Origin of the sequence: Micromonospora sp. NPDC005254, from assembly GCF_042872525.1 — a bacterium.
Taxonomy (GTDB): domain Bacteria; phylum Actinomycetota; class Actinomycetes; order Mycobacteriales; family Micromonosporaceae; genus Micromonospora.
In genome coordinates this window covers 416,752-439,045 of the sequence record NZ_JBIAKM010000003.1, presented here as the reverse complement: position 1 = coordinate 439,045, position 22,294 = coordinate 416,752, and the positions used below count along the sequence as shown (strand labels likewise).

Genomic DNA, 22,294 nt, shown 5'->3' with positions numbered 1-22,294 from the left:
CCCAGCTCGTCACCCCGTGCCGTCCCGCCCGTTTCACATCCGTGGACACCTCTCCGGCCCCGGCGCGCGGCCCCTCCCCCGACACCACCCGCGCTGGCAACGCAGTCCGCGCCGGCGGGCCGTCCTCCGACCCCGAGGGGCACCCGCGCGAGACGGCCGCCCCCGACACCGGCAGCGCCCGACCCTCCCGAGCTAGCCGTCGTCGGCGTACGGTGCTGCTGCTGCTCGCCCTGACCGCTGTGACGTCCGCGACGGCGCTGGTGGCCGGGCTGCTGAGCTGGACTCCCGACCCACCCGCGCCGGCCCGACCGCTGACCGTCTCCGAGGCCGAGCGGCTGGCCGCCATGCGGGTCACCAACCTTCGGGACCTGCGCGCCGGCGTCCAGGTCACGGTCGGCGCCGGCGCCGCCCGTACCGAACTGGTGGGGTGGGTGGACTGGTCGCGGCCCCTGCTCTACCTGGATGTGGGCGGGCCTGGGGCGGGGGCCGAGCGTGGCCTGCTGCAGAGCGCCGGGTCGGTGCTGGTCACCCGACCGGACCCGGCGGCCGTGCCCACCCCGGCCGCGCCGCCCCTGGTGCCACCGGCGGACCGCTGGCGCCTGCACCACCTGACGCCCGGCGCGGGCCTGGCCCCGGTCCTCGACCTGCTCCTCGGCCTCGCCGCCGACCGGCCGGACCCGACCCCGGCGATGGACGGCGGCGACGCCCGCTGGGTCGCCCGGGACGTGGTCGCGGCCGGGCCGGTCGACGTCCTGCAGGCGCCGTTTCCCGCCCCGACCCCGCCCACCCCCGGCAGCGCCGCAACGGGCGGCACGGCGGCGACCGGGCCGGACGGGGCGACCCGCTACTGGCTCGACCGGGACGGCCGACTGCACAAACTGGTGACCCGGTTGCCCGGCGTCGGGCCGGTCACGGTCCTCCTCAACCGGATCGACCGTCCCACGCTGCGCCCGGTCGACGCGCTCGGCGGCCGACCCGGGCTGCCGCGCGCGCTCACGGACGCGGAGCAGCGCCGGCTGGACCGGCTGGCCGCCCGGCTGCGCGGCCAGGGCGGTGCCACGCTTACGCTGACCGCGCCGGTGGGCACGGACACCAACCTGCGGGGTGCCGGCTGGTTGAGCTGGGCCGCCCGCACCGCGTACGTGGCGGTCGCCGACCTGGGCGTACCGGGCCGCCGGACCCTGCTGCACCGCGACGCCGCCGGCCTGTCCCGGACGGACGTGCCGGCCGAGACCGGTGGCGGTGGCACCGCCGAGGCCCCGGGCCGGCCGCCGTTTCCGGTCCCGGCCGGGTCGTGGCGGCCCACCCGGTCCCCCCGCGACGACCTCGATCTGCTGGTCGACGCCGCAGTGGCCGCCGCCGGACCGGTGACGCGGCGCGGCGCGGCCGTGCGGGTACGCGAGGACCTCGCCGCCGGACGGACCGTGGACGTCGTGGAACTTCGCACGGCCGACGCGCGCCTGCGCTACTGGATCGACCGCGACGGGTCGCTGCGCCGGGTGGAACTGCACACCGGCCCCGGCGCGTGGGCGCAGGTGGACCTCAGCCCCGCCGTGGTGCCCCGCCTCAGCCCGCCGCCGCGCGCCACAGCACCGAGCCGCCCGCCCCGACCCGGAGCACGCTGACCACACGCACTCGGGTGTGGTGGCACGGCTCTCAGGGTCGCCAGCCGGTCCGCGTGGCCCACTGCTCGGCCCGCAGGTACTCCTCGTCGAACCAGGGATCGCGGGCCGTGCCGGAGCCACCGACGTGCGGCGCCGCGTCGACCAGATCCCGCTTGAACAGCAGGTACCTGCCCCGCTGATCCGGGTCGGCGCGGAGGTGGTCACGCATGAGCAGCGCATACCGCCAGCCGGGCGACTCGACCTCCCGCACGTGCAGGCGCACCGGGCGATCCGGGTCGGCGCTGCCGTGCAGCCGCTTCTCCCACCGACCTCGGCCGGCCGGGCGCGGATCGTCCCACCAGTGCCCCGGCACGCGGGGAAACCCCGCGTTCGCCAGCCGGTCGGCCAGCGGCCCGTCGGCGTCGGCGATGCTGGGCACGGCCACCTGCACGTCGATGACGTCGTCGGCGGCGAGCCCGGGTACCGCGGTCGCACCGACGTGGTCGATCCGCAGATCCGCCGGGGCCAGCGCGTGACGGATCCGGGCGGCCAGCCGCGCGTACTGCTCGGGCCAGCTCGGATCAGCCTCCACCCCGTCGCCTCGGCTCGGCAGCGGCACGACCCGCCGCTGCCGCAGGTTGTGCTCGTAGGGTCGCAGCCGCTGCCGCCACAGCGAATCCACCGCGGCGTGCAGCGCCACCAGACTGCCGTCATTGGTCAACACCACGTCCGCCGCGGCACGCCGACGGGCGTCGTCGGCCTGCGCGGCAATCCGCCGCTCGGCCTCCGCGCGGTCCATCCCCCGGTCGCGCATCAGCCGCTCCAGCCGGGTCGGCACGGCCGTCTGCACCACGACCACCAGGTGGTACGTCGGCGCGAGCCCCACCTCCACCAGCAGCGGTACGTCGTTGACCACGATCGCGTCCGGTGCCGCCGCGGCGACCAGCTCGGCCGTACGCGCCCGCACCCGGGGATGGGTGATCGCCTCCAACCGGCGGCGGGCGGCCTCGTCGGAGAACACCACGGCGCCCAACGCGGCGCGATCCAGCGCGCCGTCGGCGCCCAGCACCTTCTCCGAGAAGGTGGCGACGATCTCCGCGAGGCCCTCCGTGCCCGGCGCGACGACCTCCCGGGCAATCTGGTCCGCGTCGACGAGCACCGCGCCCAACTCCACCAGCCGCGCGGCCACCGCGCTCTTGCCCGACCCGATTCCGCCGGTCAAACCCACCCTCAGCACCCGACCAGTCAACCGGATCACGAGCCTCCCCGCCAAGCCCACCCGCACCCGTCCCCAGCCCACGGCCCCCGTAGGCCGGTTTGGCCCGCAGGGCCCGCGCCAACGCCGCCCGCGCGCACCGTGTCATCGACGCGCGGCCCACGCGCCCCCGTGCCGCCCACGCGCTCCCGTGCTCCCCACACGGCCGTCCCGGCCGTGTGCCGGCCGCCCGCCGCCCGCAAGATCGCGCTCGATCCAGGAAGTTCCAGGAAGTAGTGGCATCCCGACCGCTCAGAGGCCCCTACATCCACGATCGAGCGCGATCTAGCCGCAAGGCCACTACAGCGCGGGGTGCCGGGCACGAGCGCGACGCGCGGGCGCGAGGCCCGGGCACGAGCGCGAGGCCCGGGCACGAGCGCGAAGCGCGAGCGCAGGCGCGGGCACGAGCACGAGGCGCAGGCGCAGGCGCAGGCACGAGCGCGGGCGCGGGCGCGGGCGGCCAGCGTTGAGCGGGGCGGGTATGGCGAGGGCCCCGCCCCCGGCGATCGGAAAGATCGCGGGGACGGGGCCCGTCGTCGTTCAGCGGGTCACTTACCGCCGGCGAGCTTCTCCCGCAGAGCGGCGAGCGCCTCGTCGGTGGCCAGGGTGCCGGCCGGCTCCTCGGCCTGCCGGCTCGGGGCCGGGCTGGACGAGGAGGTGGTGCCGCCACCGGCAGCCGGAACGGCCGGAGTCGGGTTGGCAGCGGCCTCGGCGTCGGCGGCGCGAGAGGTCTGCACCTGCTTGGTGTGGGCCTCCCAACGCTGACGGGCCTCGGCGTACTGGTTCTCCCAGGTCTCGCGCTGCTTGTCGTACCCCTCGAGCCACTCGCCCGTCTCCGGGTCGAAGCCCTCCGGGTAGATGTAGTTGCCCTCGGCGTCGTACGTCGCGGCCATGCCGTAGAGGGTCGGGTCGAAGTGCTCCTCGCCCTCGACGAAGCCCTCGTTGGCCTGCTTGAGCGACAGCGAGATCCGGCGGCGCTCCAGGTCGATGTCGATGACCTTGACCATGACCTCGGAGCCAACCTGGACGACCTGCTCCGGGATCTCCACGTGGCGCTCGGCCAGCTCGGAGATGTGGACCAGGCCCTCGATGCCGTCGTCCACCCGGACGAACGCACCGAACGGCACCAGCTTGGTGACCTTACCCGGCACGATCTGCTGGATCGCGTGGGTGCGGGCGAACTGCCGCCACGGGTCCTCCTGCGTCGCCTTCAGCGACAGCGAGACGCGCTCGCGGTCCAGGTCGACGTCCAGAACCTCGACCTCGACCTCCTGGCCGACCTCGACGACCTCGGACGGGTGGTCGATGTGCTTCCAGGACAGCTCGGAGACGTGCACCAGACCGTCGACGCCGCCGAGGTCCACGAAGGCGCCGAAGTTGACGATCGAGGACACGACGCCCTTGCGGACCTGGCCCTTCTGCAGCTTGTTGAGGAACTCGGTGCGCACCTCGGACTGCGTCTGCTCCAGCCAGGCCCGGCGGGACAGGACCACGTTGTTGCGGTTCTTGTCCAGCTCGATGATCTTGGCCTCGAGCTCACGCCCGACGTACGGCTGCAGGTCGCGCACGCGCCGCATCTCGACCAGGGACGCGGGCAGGAAGCCGCGCAGCCCGATGTCCAGGATGAGGCCACCCTTGACTACCTCGATGACCGAGCCGCGGACGACACCGTCCTCGTCCTTGATCTTCTCGATCGTGCCCCAGGCCCGCTCGTACTGCGCCCGCTTCTTGGAGAGGATCAGACGACCCTCCTTGTCCTCCTTCTGGAGGACCAGGGCCTCGATGTGGTCACCAACCGTCACAACCTCGGCGGGGTCCACGTCGTGCTTGATCGACAACTCCCGAGAGGGGATGACACCCTCGGTCTTGTAGCCGATGTCGAGCAGGACCTCGTCCCGATCGACCTTGACGACGGTGCCTTCGACAATGTCGCCGTCGTTGAAGTACTTGATGGTCTCGTCGATCGCGGCGAGGAATGCCTCCTCGGAACCGAGATCGTCGTGGGTGACCCGGGTGGCGCTCGAGGGGGCCTCGATGCTGCTCGTCATGTGGGCGGTTGCTCCGGTCGGATGGGTTGTCACAGCAGGCTGGTGTCGCGGTGACCTGTTCGCGCCAGCGGATCCGTCGCCGGGCACACCGAACGATCACCTAGTGGGATCATGATGTGCTCCGTCGACCGCGCACCTGCTCCCTGCCGAGACACACGATCCGCGAGCGCATCGTCTAGCCTACCGTGCGCATTACCACAGCGTGCAAGCCCTCCCGACTCGTCGCCGCACCATGACCTGCGAAAGCCGAACAATCGCCCGGAAACGACCCCTCCTGTCTCGTACGTCACAGCGGCCCCAGGCACCCCGCTGGGCGGGCCGGCCGGACGGCCGCGCGCCACGCCTCATCGACGTGGTTTGCGGAAAATCAGCGCTTCCCACCGGCCCGGGCACCACGACTTCGCGGAAACCGAGTCGATCAGGCCGCGCCGCCGCCCCCATCGGGTTGACCGGGGCCTAGCGTGGGCGCGTGGATGACGACAGCCGGGTGACCCGGCGCCGGGTGGGTGACGCCGAGGCCCGGCGGGCCAACCGCGGCTGGTGGGACACCGACGCCGACGACTACCAGGCCGAGCACGGGGGGTTCCTCGGCGACGTGGACTTCGTCTGGTGTCCGGAGGGGCTGCGCGAGGCCGACGCCCGCCTGCTCGGCGACGTGTCGGGGCGGCGGGTGCTGGAGGTGGGTTGCGGCGCCGCGGCCGCCGCCCGCTGGCTCGCCACCCAGGGCGCGCGTCCGATCGCCTTCGACCTGTCCGCCGGCATGTTGCGGCACGCCGCGCAGGCCGCCGACCGCACCGGGGTACGCGTACCGCTGGTGCAGGCCGACGCGCTCGCCCTGCCGTTCGCCGACCGTTCGTTCGACCTGGCCTGCACGGCGTTCGGCGCGATCCCCTTCGTGGACGACTCGGCGACCCTGCTCGCCGAGGTGCACCGGGTGCTGCGCCCGGGCGGCCGGTGGGTGTTCTCCGTGACCCACCCGATGCGCTGGATCTTCCTCGACGATCCCGGCGAGGGCGGTCTGACGGCCGTGCACTCGTACTTCGACCGCTCCCCCTACGTCGAGCAGGACGAGACCGGCGTCGCCACCTACGTCGAGCAGCACCGCACCCTCGGCGACCGGATCCGCGAGCTGGTCGGCGCCGGGTTCCGGCTGCTGGACCTGGTCGAGCCGGAGTGGCCGGAGGGACACGAGGGGATCTGGGGGCAGTGGAGCCCGCTGCGCGGACGGCTCTTCCCCGGCACCGCCATCTTCGTCACCGAGAAGCCGCTCGATTGACCGCGTCGCACCCGTGGTCCGACCTGCATACCATCGATCGCCGGTAGGCTCGGCTGCATGAGCGCCGAGCCCATCCCGACATCACCTGGCCCCTGGTGTCCGGATCCGATGCGGCAGCAGCGTGCCGACTACACGCTGGAGGACCTGCTCGCCCTGCCGGACGACGCCCCCCGCGTCGAACTCGTCGACGGAGTTATCCAGGTGACCCCCTCCCCCACCCTGGGCCACCAGAACATCTCCAGCCTGTTGTGGCTCTGGCTGCACAGCCACGCACCGCAGCACCTCGGCGCCGCCCAAGCCATCGGTGTCAAGCTCAGCCACAACACGAGCCGACAGCCCGACGTGCTGTTGCACCGTGCCGGCGTGGCGTCCGTCCATTCCATCCTGCAACCGAAGGATGTGGTGCTCGCCGTCGAGGTCGTTTCGCCGGGCACGCGGCGGATCGACCGGTTCGCCAAGCCCGGGGAGTACGCCGCCGCCGGCATCGCGTTCTACTGGCAGATCGAGCAGGACCCGGTGCACGTGTACGCGTACCGGATCGGCGACCGGGTCGGGCCGGGCGGTGAGCGGCAGTACGAGCTGGTCGCCGACGGGCCTGACGTGATCGAGCTGACTGAGCCGTTCGACATCAAGCTGCCCATCGCCGAGATCACCCCGTAGCCGTTTCACCCCGACCGGGTCGGGTAGCCGAGGCGCATGGCCGAGCAGAGGTTCCACACGGGCGACCACGTCTCCTGGTCGGCCCACGGAAGCCGCGCGTACGGCGTGGTGCAGGAGGAGATCACCGACCGGATTCGGATCCGGGGGCGGGCCGTGAACGCGGCTCCCGACGACCCGCAGTACCGGGTCCGCAGTGACGGTACGGGCCGCGACGTGGCCCACCGACCGGAGGCGTTGCGCCATGAGCAGAGGTGACGACGGCCGGGACACCTACCGGGAGTTCACCGAGGCGGTGAACATGAAGCCCCGTGAGTTGTCGACCTGGCTGGAGACCGACGAGTCGAAGCAGGTCGGCTGGCACAAGGGTGGCCGCTCCGGCGGTGGCGAGTCCGTCGGCCACGACTCGGGTCGGAAGATCGTCGACTTGCTGCGTCGAAAGCGCGCCGACCTGTCCGAGGGCGACTACAAGCACATGCGCAAGGTGGTCGGCTACGTCCGCCGGCACATGGCCCAGCGCCCCTCTGGCGACGTCCGCGACACCAAGTGGCGCTGGTCCCTCATGAACTGGGGCCACGACCCCATGAAGTAACCCAGCGACCAAGGATCACTTTCAAGATCACATTAAGGGCGAGGCCGGCGACCCCGACCAGGGCGACCCGGTCGGGGTTCCGGGGCAGCCCGACCCGCGCAGGGATCAAGCCTGACCGCCCGGAGCGGGTCGGGCTGCCCCGGAACCCCCCACCGCAACCGACAACCAGATCAGTGATCAGCGCTGTTCCAGTCCCGGCCCTCGCCGACCGACACCTCCAGCGGCACCGACAGCGGGTACGCCCCACCCATCTCACGCCGCACCAGCGCCTCCAACGCCTCCCGCTCACCCGGGGCGACCTCGAAGACCAGCTCGTCGTGCACCTGTAGCAGCATCCGGGAGCGCAGGCCGGCGTCGGCGAGCGCGGTGTCGACGTGCAGCATCGCCACCTTGATGATGTCGGCGGCCGAGCCCTGGATGGGGGCGTTGAGAGCCATCCGCTCGGCGATGTCGCGGCGCTGCCGGTTGTCGCTCACCAGGTCGGGCAGGTAGCGGCGGCGACCCAGAATCGTCGAGGTGTAGCCGTCCTGACGGGCCCGGGCGACGACCTGGTGCAGGTAGTCGCGCACTCCGCCGAAGCCGGCGAAGTAGTTCTCCATCAGGCCGCGCGCCTCTTCGGTGTTGATGTTGAGCTGCTGGGACAGGCCGAACGCGCTGAGCCCGTACGCCAGGCCGTAGTTCATCGCCTTGATCTTGCGCCGCTGGTCCGGAGTGACCTCGTCGACTGGCACGCCGAAGACCGACGAGGCGGTGGCGGCGTGGAAGTCGGCCCCGGAGTTGAACGCCTCGATCAGCGCGTCGTCCGAGGAAAGGTGCGCCATGATCCGCATTTCGATCTGGCTGTAGTCGGCGGTGAGCAGGCACTCGTACCCCTCACCCACCACGAAGGCCCGGCGGATGCGTCGGCCTTCCTCGGTGCGGATCGGGATGTTCTGCAGGTTGGGCTCGGTCGAGGAGAGGCGCCCGGTGGCCGCCACCGTCTGGTTGAAGGTGGTGTGGATCCGGCCGTCGTCGGAGACGGACTTGAGCAGGCCGTCCACCGTCGACTTGAGCTTGGCGACGTCGCGGTGGCGCAGCAGGTGGGCCAGCACCGGGTGCGGCTGCTGCGCGTAGAGCCACTGCAGGGCGTCGGCGTCGGTCGTGTAGCCCGTCTTGATCTTCTTGGTCTTCGGCAGGCCCAGCTCGGTGAAGAGGATCTCCTGCAACTGCTTGGGCGAGCCGAGGTTGAACTCTCGGCCCACCGCCTCGTACGCGCCCTGCGCGGCGGTCTTGACCTCGCCGGCGAAGTGCGCCTCCAACTCGTGCAGGTAGTCGTTGTCGGCGGCGATGCCGGTGCGCTCCATGCCCGCGAGCACCCGCATCAGCGGCAGCTCCACCCCGGCCATCAGCCGCGCGGACTGCTCACCGTCGCGGGACAGCTCGGCGTCGATCGCGTCGGCGAGGTCGAGGGTGGCGCGGGCCTGGAGCATGAGGTTCTGCTCGGCCACGCCCTCGTCGCCCAGCCCGTCGAGGGTGAGCTGCCCGGTCTCGGGCACGTCCACCCGCAGCTCGCGGTGCAGGTAGCGCAGGGCCAGGTCGGTCAGGTCGTAGGACCGCTGGTCGGGACGGGCCAGGTACGCGGCGATCTGGGTGTCGCGGACGATGCCGGCCAGCTCCCAGCCGTGTGCGGCGCAGGCCAGCACCGCCGGCTTGCTGTCGTGCAGCACCTTGGGCCGCTGCGCGTCGGCCAGCCACGCGGCGAGGGCGCTCTCGTCGGAGGCGTCGAGCCCGGTCGGGTCCACCCAGGCGGCCGCGCCCCCGGCGCTGGCCAGCGCCAGACCGGTGATCGAGGCGGTGTGCCGGCGGTTGGGGCCGGTGTCGAGCTTGACCGCGAGCCCGACCGGGGTGCCGGTCGGGGCGTGCGTGCCCAGCCAGGCGGCGAGCCCACCCGGCTCGGTGAGCACCTCACCGGTCAGGTCGAAGCCCGACTCGGCCTCCGGCTCGACGGCCTCCAGATACTGGTAGAGGCGGTCGCGCAGGATGCGGAACTCCAGCGTGTCGAAGACCTGGTGCACGGCCTCCCGGTCCCAGCCGGCCCAGCGGGTGTCCTCCGGGCGCAGCGGCAGCTCCAGGTCGGAGACCAGGCGATTGATCTCGTAGTTGCGGATCACGTCGGCGAGCCGTTCCCGCAGGCTGTCGCCGGCCTTGCCCTTGATCTCGTCGGCGCGGGCGATCACGCCCTCCACGCCGCCGTACATGGTGATCCACTTGGCGGCGGTCTTCGGGCCGACGCCCGGCACGCCGGGGAGGTTGTCGCTGGTCTCGCCGACCAGGGCGGCGAGGTCGCGGTAGCGCTCGGGCCCGACGCCGTACTTCGCCTCGATCGCCGCCGGGTCCATCCGGGCCAGGTCGGAGACGCCCTTGCGGGGATAGAGCACGGTGACCTGGTCACCGACGAGCTGGAAGGCGTCCCGGTCGCCGGTGCTGATCAGCACCGTCATCCCCTGGTCGCGGGCCTGGCAGGCGAGCGTCGCGATGACGTCGTCGGCCTCGTAGCCCTCCATCTCGACCACCGGGATCTGCAGCGCCGCCAGGACCTCCTTCACGAGGCTGACCTGGCCCTTGAAGTCGGTCGGGGTCTCGCTGCGGCCGGCCTTGTACTCCGCGTACTTCTCGGTGCGGAAGGACCGGCGGGAGACGTCGAAGGCGACGACGATGTGGGTGGGCTGCTCGTCGCGCAGGACGTTGATCAGCATTGAGGTGAAGCCGTACACCGCGTTGGTCGGCTGACCCGTCGTGGTGGAGAAGTTTTCCACCGGCAGGGCGAAGAACGCCCGGTATGCCAGGGAATGTCCGTCGACGAGGAGCAGGCGCGGCGTCGTAGCTGTCACGGCAGCGACTCTAGTCCGTCGCACCGACAACCCAGGGTGGCGGCACCGCGCCACGGGCGCGAAAACACAACCCACGGCACGCACGCCGACGGCCGGCCGCCCACGAGGGGACGACCGGCCGCCGGATGCGGTGGCTCAGGCCACGCCGAGGTACGCCTCCTTGACCGACGGGTCGTGCAGCAGGTCCTGACCGGACCCTTCCTTCACGATCTGACCGGTCTCCAGCACGTAGCCGCGGTGTGCCCGCGACAGCGCCTGCTGGGCGTTCTGCTCGACCAGCAGGATCGTCGTGCCCTGCTCGTTGATCTCGCTGATGATGTCGAAGATCTGCCGGATCACCAGCGGGGCCAGACCCATCGACGGCTCGTCGAGCAGCAGCAGCTTCGGACGGCTCATCAGCGCCCGACCGACCGCGAGCATCTGCTGCTCGCCGCCGGAGAGGGTGCCGCCGGCCTGCTTGCGCCGCTCGGCCAGCCGTGGGAAGAGGGTCAGCACCCGATCCAGGTCGGCGGCGATGCCGGCGGAGTCCCGCCGGGTGTACGCCCCCATGTCCAGGTTCTCCATGACCGTCATGCCGGGGAAGATCTGCCGCCCCTCCGGCGACTGACACAACCCCCGCACCACCCGCAGGTCGGCGCGGAGCTTGCTGATGTCCTCACCGTTGAACGTGATCTTCCCGGTGCTGAGCGACCTGGTCCCGGAGATGGCCCGCATCGTGGTGGTCTTGCCGGCGCCGTTCGCGCCGATCAGGGCCACCACCTCACCCTCGTTGACGGTGAGGCTGATCCCGTGCAACGCCTCGATCCGGCCGTACGCGACGGCGACGTTCTCGAGCTCAAGCAGCGTCATCGGCGGGCTCCCCCAGGTACGCGGCGATCACCTTCGGATCGCGGCTGACCTCCGCGGGCGCACCCTCGGCGATCTTGCGGCCGAACTCCAGCACCACGATCCGGTCGGTGACACCCATGACCAGCCGCATGTCGTGCTCGATGAGCAGGACGGTCAGGCCCATGTCACGGATCTTGCGGATCAGGGTGAGGAGCTCCTCCTTCTCCGCCGGGTTGAAGCCGGCGGCCGGCTCGTCCAGGCAGATCAGCTTCGGCTCGGTGGCCAGCGCGCGGGCGATCTCCAACCGGCGCTGGTAGCCGTACGGCAGGTTGCGCGCCTCGTCGTTGGCCCGGTCGGCGATCCCGACGAAGCGCAGCAACTCGAGCGCCTTGGCCTCCGCCGCCCGCTCCTCCAGGATGTGCCGGGACAGGCCGAAGATCTTCGCGGCCTTCAGGCGCACCTGCTGCCAGGTCCGGACGATCCCGGACGCGGCGGTGACCTGCGGCAGTTCCTCCGGCTTGGGTCGCACCCGGTAGAGCCGGAACAGCGCCCCCGGCACACTGGTCTTGTGCCGGGAGTCCGTGCCGACCATGACGTTCTCCAGCGCCGTCATCTCCGGGAAGAGACGGATGTTCTGGAACGTCCGGGAGATGCCCAACTGGCTGATCTGGTGCGGCTTGCGGCCGGTCACCTTCTGGCCCCGGAACCGGACCGCGCCCGACGTCGGCTTGTAGACCCCGGTCATCACGTTGAAGCTGGTGGTCTTACCGGCGCCGTTCGGCCCGATGAGGCCGAGGATCTCGCCCTCGTAGATCTGGAAATTGATCTTGTCGAGGGCGACCACGCCGCCGAAGCGGAGCGTGACGTCGTCGACTTCGAGAAGCACCTGCCGAGGCCCCGGCTGGGTCGGGATCTTCGGCGTCACGGTGTCGGTCGTCTGGTCAGACATGAGCGGGCGCCTCCTCTGCCGCCGCCGCGCGGTCCTTGAGCTCGCGGGCCCGCCGCCGGCTGGGGATCAGGCCCTGCGGACGCAGGATCATCACCACGACCATGGCCAGGCCGAAGGCCAGCCACCGGTAGTCGGCGACCTCCCGGAACCGCTCCGGCAGGTAGGCGAGCAGCACCGCGCCGAGCGAGACCCCGATCATGTTCCCCGAGCCGCCGACCACGACCATGGCGACGAAGAGGATGGAGAGGTTCGCGTTGAACTGGGTCGGGTCGATGAACGCGTTACGGCTGGCGAAGAGGAACCCGGAGAGCCCGCCCAGGGCGGCGCCGATGGCGAACGCCCAGAGCTTGAACTTGAACGGGTAGACCCCCATCACCGCCGCGGCGTCCTCGTCCTCCCGGACGGCGAGCCAGGCTCGGCCGACCCGGCTGTGCTCGAGCCGGCGCACCGCGAAGACCATCAGCAGCACCACCGTGATTGCCAGCCAGTACCAGGGCTTCGCGTCGATCAGCCCGAAGATCTGATTGTCGGCCGACGGCGGGCCCTCCGGCCCCGGGATCGCGGAGATGCCCTGGTTGCCGTTGGTGATGCTGGTGGCGTTGCGGGCCACGATCCGGATGATCTCACCGAAGCCGAGGGTCACGATGGCCAGGTAGTCGCCGCGCAGCCGCAGCGTCGGCCAGCCCAGCAGCACCCCGAAGATCATCGTCAGGACGATCGCGATGAACAGGCAGATCGCCCAGGTGACCGCCCAGGTCGGCGGCAGGTCGAACTTCTGCTGGATCCACTTCACCACCGGCGAGTTCACCGAACCGAACAGCGCCACACTGTAGGCCCCGACGGCGAAGAAGCCGATGTAACCCAGGTCCAGCAGACCGGCGAGGCCGACCACCACGTTCAGGCCGATCGCGACCAGCACGTAGATGGCGCAGATGAAGAGCACACCGGCCCAGTTGTTGCCGCCGGCGATCGAGTCGGTCCGCAGCCAGGTGAGGCCGGGGATACCGAGTAGCGGCAGGTAGTAGAGGAACGCCACGAAGGCCAGGAAGGCCGCGGCCCGCTGCCACTTCGGCAGCGCCCGGAACCGGTCGCCGACGCCGGTAAGCAGGCTGACCCGACGCCGGTCGGCGCCGCGAATGGAGTTCATCATGCGCGGGCCCTCCCCAGCGACTCACCCAACAGACCGGTGGGCCGGAACATCAGCACCGCGATCAGCACCACGAAGGCGATGACGTCCTCCCAGTTCGACGCGAAGAGGGTGGCTCCATAGACCTCGACGAGACCGAGGAAGAGGCCGCCCACCAGGGCACCGCGCAGGTTGCCGATACCGCCGAGAACGGCGGCGGTGAACGCCTTGAGGCCCAGCACGAAGCCGATGCTGTTCTGGGTGAAGCCGAAGCGCATGCTCCACAGCAGCGCGGCCGCGCCGGCCATCATCCCGCCGAGCACGAAGATCAGCATGATCACGCGCTCCTGGTTGACGCCCATCAGGGCCGCCGTCTCCGGGTTCTGGGCGACGGCGCGCACGCCCCGCCCGTACCGGGTGCGGTTGATGAACCAGTCCAGCGCGGCCATCATCACCACGGCCGACACGAACACGATCACCTGGATGTTGGTGATGTTCGTGCCGCCGATGGAGAACAGCGTCTCCTGCTTGATCATCGTCGGCATGCCGACGATCTGCCGCGGCCGGCCGAACAGGTCCGGGAACGTGCCGCCGACGGTGTCGGGCAGCAGCAGGCCGAAGACCTCGACCAGCACCAGGGAGAGGCCGATCGCGGTGATCAGGAAGATCAGCGGCGGGGCGTTCTTGCGGCGCAGCGGCCGGTAGGCGATCCGCTCGATCGCCAGGGCCGTGCCGCCCGACGCGACCGCCGCGGCCACCAGACCGAGTACGAGGAAGAGCACGGCCTGTCCGACCGGCGGGTTATTTTGCACACCGAAGGCGCTCCACACGCCCAGCACCGCGAAGGTGCCGACCATGAAGACCTCGGAGTGAGCGAAGTTGATCAGGCGAAGGACGCCGTAGACGAGGGTGTAGCCCAGGGCGATCAGGGCGTAGATCGCCCCCTTGGACAACCCGTCGACGGTGTGCTGGCCGAGGTGGCCGAAGAGTTCGTCGAAATTCACCGGGGTCTCCTTGAATCGAGTGCGGCCGGGGAGAAACCCCGGCCGCACCCCGTTTGCCGTGCCGTCAGCTGAGCTTGAGCTCCTGCAGCGCGGTGATCTCCTTGCCCTTGATTTGGTAGGCCCAGATGACGACCTTCGACGGGTCGACGTCGCCCTTGTCGTCGAACTTGATGTACTTCGACACGCCCTGCTTGTCGTAGGACTTCACGAAGGCCAGGATGTCGGCCCGGGTCTTCTTGCCGGCCTTGAACGCGTCGAGGTAGATCTGCGCGCCGTCGAAGCCCTCAGCGCCGTAGGAGCCCGGCGCGATGCCGTACTCCTTCTGGTAGTCGGCGGCGAAGGTGCCGCCGGCCTTGTCGGCCGGGAGGCACGGGCAGGTGATGATCGCGCCCTCGGCGCCGCCGGAGGCACCCGCCGGGAACGCCGGGTCGTACAGGCCGTCCGGGCCGACGAACTTGGCCTGGACACCGGCGGCGCGCATCTGCTTCACCAGCGGAGCGGCCTCACGGGTGTAACCGCCGTAGAAGACGAAGTCGGCCTGCTTCGCCTTGATCTTGGAGATGGTCGCGTCGAACTGCGACTGCTTCTCCTGGATCTTGTCGCTGCCAGCCAGCGCCGGGCCGAGGTTCTTGCCCAGCTCGGCGGTGATGCCCGCGCCGTAGGCGCTGCCGTCGTCGATCATGAAGACCTTGGCGGCGTTCTGCGCCTTCAGGTAGCTCGCCACCGCGCCGGCCTGCGTGCCGTCGTTGCCGACGACCCGGTAGAAGGACGTGTTGCCCTTCTGGGTCAGGTCCGTACGGGTCGCCGACGGGCTGATCATGGCCAGGCCAGCGGCCTGGTAGATCGGCATGGTGGCGTCCGACTCACCGGAGAAGTGGCCACCGATGACACCGAGGAACGACTTGTCACCCGCGATCTGGTTCGCGAACGGGGTCGCGACAGCCGGGTCACCCTGGGTGTCGAACGGCTGCATCTCGACCTTGCAGTTCGGGTTCGCCTCGTTGAACTGCTTCACGGCGAGCTTCGCGCCGTTGAGCGACGGGATCACCAGACCCGCGTTGTCACCGGTGAACGCGCCGAAGATCGCGATCTTGCCACCGCAGTCACCGGACGCGGTCCCACCGTCGCCGCCACCGGAATCCTGGCAACCAGCCGCGACCACCAGGGTCGCGGCGAGCGCAACAGTGCCCAGCGCCCGTACATAGCTTCGCCTCACGGCTTCCTGACCTCCTCCAGATGCGGACGCGGCTGACCCGTAGTGACGGCGACAGCACGCGGACCGCAGATCCACCCACCCCGCAGGGACGCCCCCTGCGTAACGGCTCGTGATGGCGGAGCGTACCGACACCGCATACCGTCCCGGAAGGCCTGAACGCGGGGTCTGCGAAACCGTTACGAAGACGCGGGCAATCCTGTCGATGCCCGTAACAGGTGAATCCGTCGATCGGTCCTTAAGCCCACGGTCGGTCTGAGCGCCCGCCCACCCACCCGGACCGACGGAGCCCACCGAAAAGACGATCTGACCTGCGCAAACAATCCGGACAGTCGGCCGCCCGGCCACGGGACCACCAGGCCCCACCCTCAGGCGCCCACCCCGCCCGCCCACCACAGCCCGGACCGCGAACCGTCGTCCACCGCCAGCCACCACCGCTCACCCACCGCGACCAGCGCCACGTCCCGGTCGGCACCCGCCGCCACATCGAGCGGCATCGCGGCCTCCCGCCACGATCCACCCCGATCGGTCGACACCCACACCGAGTAACGCGCACCGTCCGTCACCGCGGCGAACAGCCGATCACCGGAGGCCACCAGCGACGCCACCTGAGGCACCCCCGCCGCGGACCGCCGCCCGAACGTCCCCGCCGCCACCCAGCCCGCCGCCTCCTGACGCCACGCGCCGAACGTCGCACCCCGCAGCCCGACCGCCACCGGCACCCCACCGGCCAGCGCCACCCGCTGCAACTCCTCGTACTCCGCGCCACCCGGCAACACCGTGCGCTGCCACGACCGCCCGTCCGGCGACGACCACACCGCCGGGTCCCGGTCGATCCGGCCGGCCGGCAGCAGACCACCCACGGCCAGCCAACCCGACGACGTCGCCGCGGCGTCGAACGCCCAGGTCACCCCCGTGGTGTCACTCGCCAGCCCCGGCGCGCCCTCCACCAGCGCGAACTCCGCCGCCTCCGGTGACGACACCCACGAGGCCGCACCCGCCGAACGGTTCCCCACGATCAACCAGCCCGACGGACCCGCCGCCAGGCGGGACACGTTCACCGCCTTCGGTCCGCCGTACGTCTCGAAGGACGCCTGCACCTCGACGAGCGCGCCGTCGGCCACCTGCCGCCACGTGCTCACCCGCGGATAGCCGTGCGCCCCGCCGACCTTCGCGCCGATCACCGCCGCCCGGCCGTCGCGGCACGCCACCGACGACAGCACGTTCTGCTTGCCGTAGAACGAATCCGCCCGCACCGGCAGGACCGTCCACGCCGTACCGTCCACGCTGGTCCAGACCGCCGGGCGCGTGCCGCCAGCGGCGTCCGCGACGCCGCCGACCAGGAACCACCGGCCCGCGCACGCCGCCACGTCGCGTACCAACAGGCGGCCCGCGCCACCCGGCGGCGCCGGCAGCGTCAACGCCTGCCATGCCGGCCGCAGCGCGGGCGCGGCGGCAGCGGACGGCCGCCCACCGGTCGGCGCGGTCGGCCCGTCACAGCCGGCGAGCAGCAGCGCGAAGAGGCCGAACACCGCGATCACCCGTCGGACGGACACCCGTCGATGCTAACCAGCACCCGCCGCGCGCGGTGACCCCGAGCAGGGCAGACCCGCTCAGACGGTCGGCTGCTGCGCCACCTCGCCGCCGGCGGTCTCCGCGAGGATCCGCTCGGCGACCTCCTTCATGGTCATCCGGTGGTCCATCGCCGTGCGCTGGATCCACTTGAACGCCTGCGGCTCGGTCATCCCGTACGTCGTCATCAGCGCGCCCTTGGCGCGCTCGACCGTCTTGCGGATCTCCAGGCGGTCGGTCAGGCTCGCGACCTCCGCCTCCAGGGCCGCGACCTCCGAGTAGCGCGACAGCGCGATCTCCACCGCCGGGACCAGGTCACTCTTCTGGAAGGGCTTCACCAGGTACGCCATCGCGCCCGCCGCCCGCGCCCGCTCCACCAGGTCCCGCTGGCTGAACGCGGTCAGGATGATCACCGGGGCGATCCGGGCGCCGGCGATCCGCTCGGCGGCGGCCAGCCCATCCATGATCGGCATCTTGATGTCGAGGATGACGAGGTCGGGCTTCAGCTCCTCGGCGAGGCGCACGGCGGTCTCGCCGTCGCCGGCCTCCCCCACCACCTCGTAGCCCTCTTCGACAAGCATCTCGGCGAGGTCCAGCCGGATCAGCGCCTCGTCCTCGGCGATCAGTACGCGCCTGCGCTCGGCATCCGTCGGCATCTCAGCCACCAGCCCTACCCCCACCAGTTCGAACCCGACACCCGCCCAGCCGGGTGTCACCGCCCTCAGCGTAGTGGGTATCCTGTCAGGGCTGAATCAGGGAAGCGCCCTCGTAGCCCAACTGGCAGCAGGCAATGGTCTCAAACTCCATACAGTGTGGGTTCGAATCCCACCGAGGGCACAAATTAATGTCGTACGGATGTTCGAGCATGGTCCCGTGCATCCACCTGAGATCCGTGCTCGTGCACGCCAGTTCTTCCTCGCGGGCGGCACTGTCGCCGACACCGCTCGGGCTGTCGGTCTGCCATATCGCACGGTCTGGCACTGGTGCAACGACCGGCCGGAAGCGAAGTTCCAGGGCACCCAGCTCCGGTGTTTCCGCTGCCGTGAAGGTGTCGATAGTCCGACAGACCCCGCGGCCTACGCCTACCTGCTCGGTCTCTACCTGGGCGACGGCCACCTGGTGACGGCGGCGCGTGTTCCGGTGTTGCGCATCTACTGTTCCAATGCCTGGCCCGGGCTGATCGAGGCGTGCGATGTGGCCATGCGAGCCGTGTTGGCCTCGAAGGTGCAACGGGTCCAGAAGCAGGGTTGCGTGGGCGTGCAGAGTTACGGCCTCCACTGGCCCTGCCTGCTCCCGCAGCACGGTCCCGGCAAGAAGCACGAGCGACCGATCGTCCTCGCCGACTGGCAAAGGCCGATCATGGAGCAGCACCCCGGCGACTTCCTGAGAGGGCTGTTCCACTCCGACGGCTGCCGCATCGCCAACCGGGTGACCATGCGCGGCAGGGCGTACGTCTACCCGCGCTACATGTTTGTCAACGAGTCGACGGACATCATGGGGCTCTGCCAGTGGGGCCTCGACCTGCTCGGCATCGCCTGGCGGATGAACCGTCGCAACTCGCTGTCGGTGGCGCGGCGCGACGCGGTAGCCGCGCTCGACCGGCACGTCGGCCCCAAGTCCTGACCCCGCCAGGCCGCCCAACCCTGGTGATCATGAGGTTATTGCGCCGACACGCCGACATCGAAGGCGATAACTTCATGATCGACCGGTGGATGGGGCAGCGGCATCGCGTGCGTGGGAGCCTGTGCGGGGGTCGACGACAGAGGGCGGGTTCTGATGCGGGTGGTCATTTTCGGTGCGACCGGGATGGTCGGCCAGGGCGTGCTGCGGGAGTGTCTGCTCGCCGAGGACGTGCGGGAGGTGCTCGCCGTCGGCCGGAGGCCGACCGGTCGGCAGGATCCGAAGCTGCGGGAGCTGACGGTCCCCGACGTGGGTGACCTGGAGACGGTACGCGCGGAGCTGACCGGCGTCGACGCCTGCTTCTACTGCCTGGGCGTCTCGTCGCTGGGTCTGGACGAGGCGGCGTACACCCGGATCAGCTACGACTATCCCCTCGCCGCGGCCCGGTTACTGGCCGAGGTGAGCCCGCGGGTCACGTTCGTCTACGTCTCGGGCGTCGGCACCGACTCGACCGAACAGGGTCGGGTGATGTGGGCGCGGGTCAAGGGCCGTGCCGAGAACGCGATCATCGATCTGCTGCCCAACGGGTACGCGGCGCGACCGGGTTTCATCCAGCCGACGCACGGGGCGGTGTCGAAGACGCGGTGGTACCGGTTGGGGTACGCGGTCACCCGTCCGCTGTTCCCGCTGTTGCGGCGCCTCTTCCCCAACCAGGTCACCACCACGGACGGGATCGGTCGGGCGATGCTGCGGGTGGCGCGGGAGGGCGCACCGACCCGGGTGCTGGGCAACCGCGAGCTGCGCTGATCAGGCGATCGTGTCGAGCGCCTGGGCGAGGTCGGCGCGCAGGTCGTCGGGGTCCTCCAGGCCGACGGAGAGGCGCAGCAGCGCGCCGTCGGGCTTCGCGTCGCCCTCGACGGGCCGGTGGGTGAGCGACGCGGGGTGCTGGATGAGGGTGTCCACGCCGCCGAGGGACACGGCGTGGGTGATCAGCCGGCAGGCGGCGGCGACGGTGGCGGCGGCGGGCGCGCCGCCGCGTACCTCGAAGGCGAGCAGGCTGCCGGGTCCGGCCATCTGGCGTCCGACCAGCGCCGCCGGGTCGTACACCGAGGGGTGGTGCACCCGGTGTATCCCCTGGTGGTCGGCGAGCCAGCCGGCGAGTTTCTCGGCGGTGGCCTGTTGGGCGCGGACCCGCAGCGGCAGGGTCTGCAGGCCGCGGTGCAGGAGGTAGCCGCCGAGGGGGTGCAGGATCGCGCCGGTGACGGCGCGGACCTGGCGCAGTCGGACGGCCCAGTCGGCGTCGCAGGCGACGACGCCGGCGAGGACGTCGCCGTGCCCGCCGATGCTCTTGGTGGCGCTGTGCAGGACGAGGGTGGCGCCGTGCCGGGCGGGTTGCTGGAGCACGGGGGTGGCGACGGTGTTGTCGACGAGCAGGGGTACGTCGCCGGCGGCGGTGGCGAGGGCGGCGATGTCGACGAGGTCGAGGGTGGGGTTGGCGGGCGTCTCGATGACGACCAGCGCGGTGTCGGGGCGGATGGCGGCGGCGACCTGGTCGGGGTGGGCCCAGGTGACGGTGGTGCCGAGCAGGCCGGTGGCGAGGACGTGGTCGGTGCCGCCGTAGAGGGGTCGGACGGCGACGATGTGGCGGTGGCCGTCGCGGGTGGCGGCGAGCAGGGTGGCGGTGAGGGCGGCCATGCCGCTGGCGAAGGCGACGGCCTGGGCGGTGCCCTCCAGTTCGGCGAGGGCCGTCTCGAAGCGGGCGACGGTGGGGTTCCAGAGCCGCTGGTAGACGGCGCTGCCGTCGGCGGGGAGGGTGCCGCCGGTGGCGAGTTGTTCGTAGGCGTTGCCGCCGTCGTCGACCGAGGGCAGTGGGTTGGTGGTGGAGAGGTCGATCGGTGGCACGTGCACGCCGAGCGTGCGCAGGTCGTCGCGGCCGGCGTGTACGGCCCGGGTGTCCACCGTCGTCATGGCGGTAGCGTCGAACATCCGGTGCCGAGATGGCAATGGTTTGGTGAATAATTCTGAGATGAGGGCTGGTTTCGTCGGGATATTCGGTGGAGGATGCTCGGATGCCCCCTGAGCCGAACGAAGTGCGGCCGTATCCGGCCCTGGACGAGGTGGACCGCGCGATCCTCGCCGAGTTGGCGGCGGACGGCCGGTTGCCGAACAACGCGCTCGCCGAGCGGGTGGGAGTGGCGCCGTCGACGTGCCTGACACGGACGCGGGCGTTGCGCGAGCGCGGGGCGATCCGGGGTTTCCACGCGGAGGTGGATCCGGCCGCGCTGGGTCTGCCGTTGCAGGCGTTGGTGTCGGTGCGGTTGACCGCGCACGAGCGGGCGGCGGTGGACGCGTTCCGGGCCCGGTCGGTGCGCCTGCCCGGGGTGGTGTCGGTGTTCCACGTGGCCGGCGCGGAGGATTACGTGCTGCACGTGCGGGCGGCGTCGGGTGACGCGCTGCGGGACTTCGTGCTGGATCATCTCGCGGTCGATCCGGTGGTGCAGCACACGCAGACCAGCCTGATCTTCGAGCAGGCCCGCGGGGTGGGGTGAGCGGCAGCCGGAATGAATGGGCAGGCCAGGGAGTTGGCACTGCGTGTGATCACCGTACCGTTGTCTGTTCTTGATCTTGCCCCGGTCGCTCGCGGGACCACCGCCGGAGCGGCCCTGCAGGCCACCACCGAGCTGGCCCGACGCACCGAGGAGCTGGGCTACCACCGGTTCTGGGTGGCCGAGCACCACAACATGCCGGCGATCGCCAGCTCCGCGCCGGCGGTCCTGCTGGCGCACCTGGCGGCGAACACGTCGACGATCCGCCTCGGCTCGGGCGGGGTGATGCTGCCCAACCACGCGCCGCTGGTGGTGGCCGAGCAGTTCGGCACCCTGGAGGCGCTACACCCCGGTCGGATCGACCTGGGCATCGGGCGGGCCCCGGGCACCGACCAGGTGACCGCGCTGGCGTTGCGGCGCACCATGGAGGGCCTGTCGGCGGAGGGTTTCCCGCGTGAGCTGGCGGACCTGATGAACTACTTCAGCGGGGAGAAGCCGGGGCAGATCATCGCCACCCCGGGTCGGGGTGAGCAGCCGGCCGTCTGGCTGCTCGGCTCCAGCGGCTTCAGCGCCCAGCTGGCCGGCCTGCTGGGTCTGCCGTTCTCCTTCGCGCACCACTTCAGCTCGGCGAACACGCTGCCGGCGCTGGCGCTGTACCGGCAGAACTTCCGACCGTCGCAGTGGCTGGACAAGCCGTACGCGATGGTGGCCGTCAACGCGGTCTGCGCCGAGACCGACGAGCGGGCCGAGTGGCTGGCCGGACCGAGCGCGCTGTCGTTTCTGAAGCTGCGCTCCGGCCGACCGGAGCCGCTGTCGACGCCCGACGAGGCGGCGGCGTACCCGTACACCGAGATGGAGCGGGAGTTCGTGCTGCAGCGCCGTGACGGTCAGGCGCAGGGCTCGCCGGAGACGGTGCGCCGGCAGTTGACCGAGTTGCAGGAGCGCACCGGCGCGGACGAGCTGATGCTCACCACGCTGGTCTACGACGTCGCCGACCGGGTGCGGTCGTACGAGTTGATCGCCGAGCAGGTGGCGGGGGGTCTGCGCCGGGACGCGTGAAACACGATCTTCACGTCAGCGTCACCCCCGCGACCCGGACGGTGCCTAATGTTGGTGCCGGTGGTGGTACGGCAT

19 protein-coding genes, 1 tRNA gene and 1 pseudogene are annotated in these 22,294 nt (G+C 71.1%); 10 read left to right on the top strand and 11 right to left on the bottom strand.

Annotated elements, in window-relative coordinates; genetic code table 11:
* Nucleotides 1-41: 41 nt before the first annotated feature.
* On the top strand, nt 42-1,625 hold the full coding sequence (locus ACFYPR_RS11720) for a hypothetical protein (RefSeq protein WP_387259723.1): 1,584 nt from the start codon (nt 42-44) through the stop codon (nt 1,623-1,625).
* Between the two features lie 31 nt (nt 1,626-1,656).
* Here the strand turns inward: ACFYPR_RS11720 and coaE are convergent, their stop codons facing one another.
* Nucleotides 1,657-2,841: a dephospho-CoA kinase gene (coaE, locus tag ACFYPR_RS11715; protein WP_387259721.1), complete on the bottom strand. Its 1,185-nt coding sequence runs from the start codon at nt 2,839-2,841 to the stop codon at nt 1,657-1,659.
* Nucleotides 2,842-3,407: 566 nt separating this feature from the next.
* Complete coding sequence (gene rpsA, locus ACFYPR_RS11710; protein ID WP_109819865.1) at nt 3,408-4,907, bottom strand: 30S ribosomal protein S1; 1,500 nt, start codon at nt 4,905-4,907, stop codon at nt 3,408-3,410.
* 469 nt (nt 4,908-5,376) lie between these two features.
* On the opposite strand from rpsA, the gene ACFYPR_RS11705 reads away from it, so the two are divergent.
* The 4 genes and pseudogenes from ACFYPR_RS11705 to ACFYPR_RS11690 form a co-directional block, all read left to right on the top strand.
* A complete protein-coding gene (locus tag ACFYPR_RS11705; RefSeq protein WP_355068195.1) occupies nt 5,377-6,183 on the top strand; it encodes a class I SAM-dependent methyltransferase in 807 nt (268 codons plus the stop codon).
* Between the two features lie 57 nt (nt 6,184-6,240).
* Complete coding sequence (locus ACFYPR_RS11700; protein ID WP_387259718.1) at nt 6,241-6,843, top strand: Uma2 family endonuclease; 603 nt, start codon at nt 6,241-6,243, stop codon at nt 6,841-6,843.
* Nucleotides 6,844-6,879: 36 nt separating this feature from the next.
* Nucleotides 6,880-7,098 (top strand): DUF2945 domain-containing protein, encoded by a 219-nt coding sequence (locus ACFYPR_RS11695; RefSeq protein ID WP_354863267.1) that lies wholly within the window; start codon nt 6,880-6,882, stop codon nt 7,096-7,098.
* Nucleotides 7,085-7,429, top strand: a pseudogene (locus ACFYPR_RS11690) (DUF3140 domain-containing protein); the annotation flags it as partial. The gene ACFYPR_RS11695 and the pseudogene ACFYPR_RS11690, both read left to right, overlap by 14 nt.
* A gap of 173 nt (nt 7,430-7,602) precedes the next feature.
* Here ACFYPR_RS11690 and polA read toward each other — a convergent pair.
* From polA to ACFYPR_RS11650, 8 genes are all read right to left on the bottom strand, one after another.
* A complete protein-coding gene (gene polA / locus ACFYPR_RS11685; RefSeq protein ID WP_363935964.1) occupies nt 7,603-10,302 on the bottom strand; it encodes a DNA polymerase I in 2,700 nt (899 codons plus the stop codon).
* Between the two features lie 135 nt (nt 10,303-10,437).
* A complete protein-coding gene (locus tag ACFYPR_RS11680; RefSeq protein WP_387186167.1) occupies nt 10,438-11,151 on the bottom strand; it encodes an ABC transporter ATP-binding protein in 714 nt (237 codons plus the stop codon).
* Nucleotides 11,138-12,079 (bottom strand): ABC transporter ATP-binding protein, encoded by a 942-nt coding sequence (locus ACFYPR_RS11675; protein ID WP_354861448.1) that lies wholly within the window; start codon nt 12,077-12,079, stop codon nt 11,138-11,140. The genes ACFYPR_RS11680 and ACFYPR_RS11675 overlap by 14 nt, the downstream gene beginning before the upstream one ends.
* Nucleotides 12,072-13,229 (bottom strand): branched-chain amino acid ABC transporter permease, encoded by a 1,158-nt coding sequence (locus tag ACFYPR_RS11670; protein WP_354861447.1) that lies wholly within the window; start codon nt 13,227-13,229, stop codon nt 12,072-12,074. The genes ACFYPR_RS11675 and ACFYPR_RS11670 overlap by 8 nt, the downstream gene beginning before the upstream one ends.
* Nucleotides 13,226-14,209 carry a branched-chain amino acid ABC transporter permease gene (locus ACFYPR_RS11665; RefSeq protein WP_354861446.1) on the bottom strand — a complete coding sequence of 328 codons (984 nt, stop codon included), beginning with the start codon at nt 14,207-14,209 and terminating at the stop codon, nt 13,226-13,228. Before ACFYPR_RS11665 ends, ACFYPR_RS11670 begins: the two co-directional genes overlap by 4 nt.
* A 64-nt stretch (nt 14,210-14,273) precedes the next feature.
* Nucleotides 14,274-15,425 carry a branched-chain amino acid ABC transporter substrate-binding protein gene (locus ACFYPR_RS11660; RefSeq protein ID WP_354861444.1) on the bottom strand — a complete coding sequence of 384 codons (1,152 nt, stop codon included), beginning with the start codon at nt 15,423-15,425 and terminating at the stop codon, nt 14,274-14,276.
* A 365-nt stretch (nt 15,426-15,790) separates the two neighbouring features.
* The gene (locus ACFYPR_RS11655; RefSeq protein WP_387259715.1) at nt 15,791-16,978 is read right to left on the bottom strand and encodes a hypothetical protein; all 1,188 of its coding nucleotides are present in this window, start codon (nt 16,976-16,978) and stop codon (nt 15,791-15,793) included.
* A 57-nt stretch (nt 16,979-17,035) separates the two neighbouring features.
* Nucleotides 17,036-17,659, bottom strand: coding sequence for an ANTAR domain-containing response regulator (locus tag ACFYPR_RS11650; protein WP_234584542.1), 624 nt, complete (start codon nt 17,657-17,659; stop codon nt 17,036-17,038).
* 97 nt (nt 17,660-17,756) lie between these two features.
* Between ACFYPR_RS11650 and ACFYPR_RS11645 the strand changes: the two genes are divergently transcribed.
* The 3 genes from ACFYPR_RS11645 to ACFYPR_RS11635 all read left to right on the top strand — a co-directional run bounded on the left by ACFYPR_RS11645 (nt 17,757) and on the right by ACFYPR_RS11635 (nt 19,421).
* Nucleotides 17,757-17,831: transfer RNA gene (locus ACFYPR_RS11645), tRNA-Leu, on the top strand.
* An 18-nt stretch (nt 17,832-17,849) separates the two neighbouring features.
* Entirely contained in the window at nt 17,850-18,617 is a 768-nt protein-coding gene (locus ACFYPR_RS11640) for a transcriptional regulator (protein ID WP_354861440.1), read from the top strand.
* Between the two features lie 153 nt (nt 18,618-18,770).
* Complete coding sequence (locus ACFYPR_RS11635; RefSeq protein ID WP_387259712.1) at nt 18,771-19,421, top strand: NAD-dependent epimerase/dehydratase family protein; 651 nt, start codon at nt 18,771-18,773, stop codon at nt 19,419-19,421.
* On the opposite strand, the gene ACFYPR_RS11630 is transcribed toward ACFYPR_RS11635, so the two are convergent.
* Nucleotides 19,422-20,600, bottom strand: a complete 1,179-nt coding sequence (locus ACFYPR_RS11630; RefSeq protein ID WP_363935973.1) for an aminotransferase class I/II-fold pyridoxal phosphate-dependent enzyme — start codon at nt 20,598-20,600, stop codon at nt 19,422-19,424.
* A gap of 83 nt (nt 20,601-20,683) precedes the next feature.
* Here ACFYPR_RS11630 and ACFYPR_RS11625 point away from each other — a divergent pair, with 83 nt between their 5' ends.
* Both ACFYPR_RS11625 and ACFYPR_RS11620 read left to right on the top strand, forming a co-directional pair.
* Nucleotides 20,684-21,163, top strand: coding sequence for an Lrp/AsnC family transcriptional regulator (locus tag ACFYPR_RS11625; protein WP_354861434.1), 480 nt, complete (start codon nt 20,684-20,686; stop codon nt 21,161-21,163).
* A gap of 45 nt (nt 21,164-21,208) precedes the next feature.
* A complete protein-coding gene (locus tag ACFYPR_RS11620) occupies nt 21,209-22,219 on the top strand; it encodes an LLM class flavin-dependent oxidoreductase (protein ID WP_387259709.1) in 1,011 nt (336 codons plus the stop codon).
* Nucleotides 22,220-22,294: the final 75 nt, after the last annotated feature.

What these genes read in the sequence shown, in the direction of transcription:
- rpsA (WP_109819865.1), bottom strand. Translation starts at nt 4,907, where the DNA reads ATGACGAGCAGCATCGAGGCCCCCTCGAGCGCCACCCGGGTCACCCAC.
- ACFYPR_RS11700 (WP_387259718.1), top strand. Translation starts at nt 6,241, where the DNA reads ATGAGCGCCGAGCCCATCCCGACATCACCTGGCCCCTGGTGTCCGGAT.
- ACFYPR_RS11695 (WP_354863267.1), top strand. Translation starts at nt 6,880, where the DNA reads ATGGCCGAGCAGAGGTTCCACACGGGCGACCACGTCTCCTGGTCGGCC.
- ACFYPR_RS11680 (WP_387186167.1), bottom strand. Translation starts at nt 11,151, where the DNA reads ATGACGCTGCTTGAGCTCGAGAACGTCGCCGTCGCGTACGGCCGGATC.
- ACFYPR_RS11675 (WP_354861448.1), bottom strand. Translation starts at nt 12,079, where the DNA reads ATGTCTGACCAGACGACCGACACCGTGACGCCGAAGATCCCGACCCAG.
- ACFYPR_RS11670 (WP_354861447.1), bottom strand. Translation starts at nt 13,229, where the DNA reads ATGATGAACTCCATTCGCGGCGCCGACCGGCGTCGGGTCAGCCTGCTT.
- ACFYPR_RS11640 (WP_354861440.1), top strand. Translation starts at nt 17,850, where the DNA reads ATGTTCGAGCATGGTCCCGTGCATCCACCTGAGATCCGTGCTCGTGCA.
- ACFYPR_RS11635 (WP_387259712.1), top strand. Translation starts at nt 18,771, where the DNA reads ATGCGGGTGGTCATTTTCGGTGCGACCGGGATGGTCGGCCAGGGCGTG.
- ACFYPR_RS11630 (WP_363935973.1), bottom strand. Translation starts at nt 20,600, where the DNA reads ATGTTCGACGCTACCGCCATGACGACGGTGGACACCCGGGCCGTACAC.
- ACFYPR_RS11625 (WP_354861434.1), top strand. Translation starts at nt 20,684, where the DNA reads ATGCCCCCTGAGCCGAACGAAGTGCGGCCGTATCCGGCCCTGGACGAG.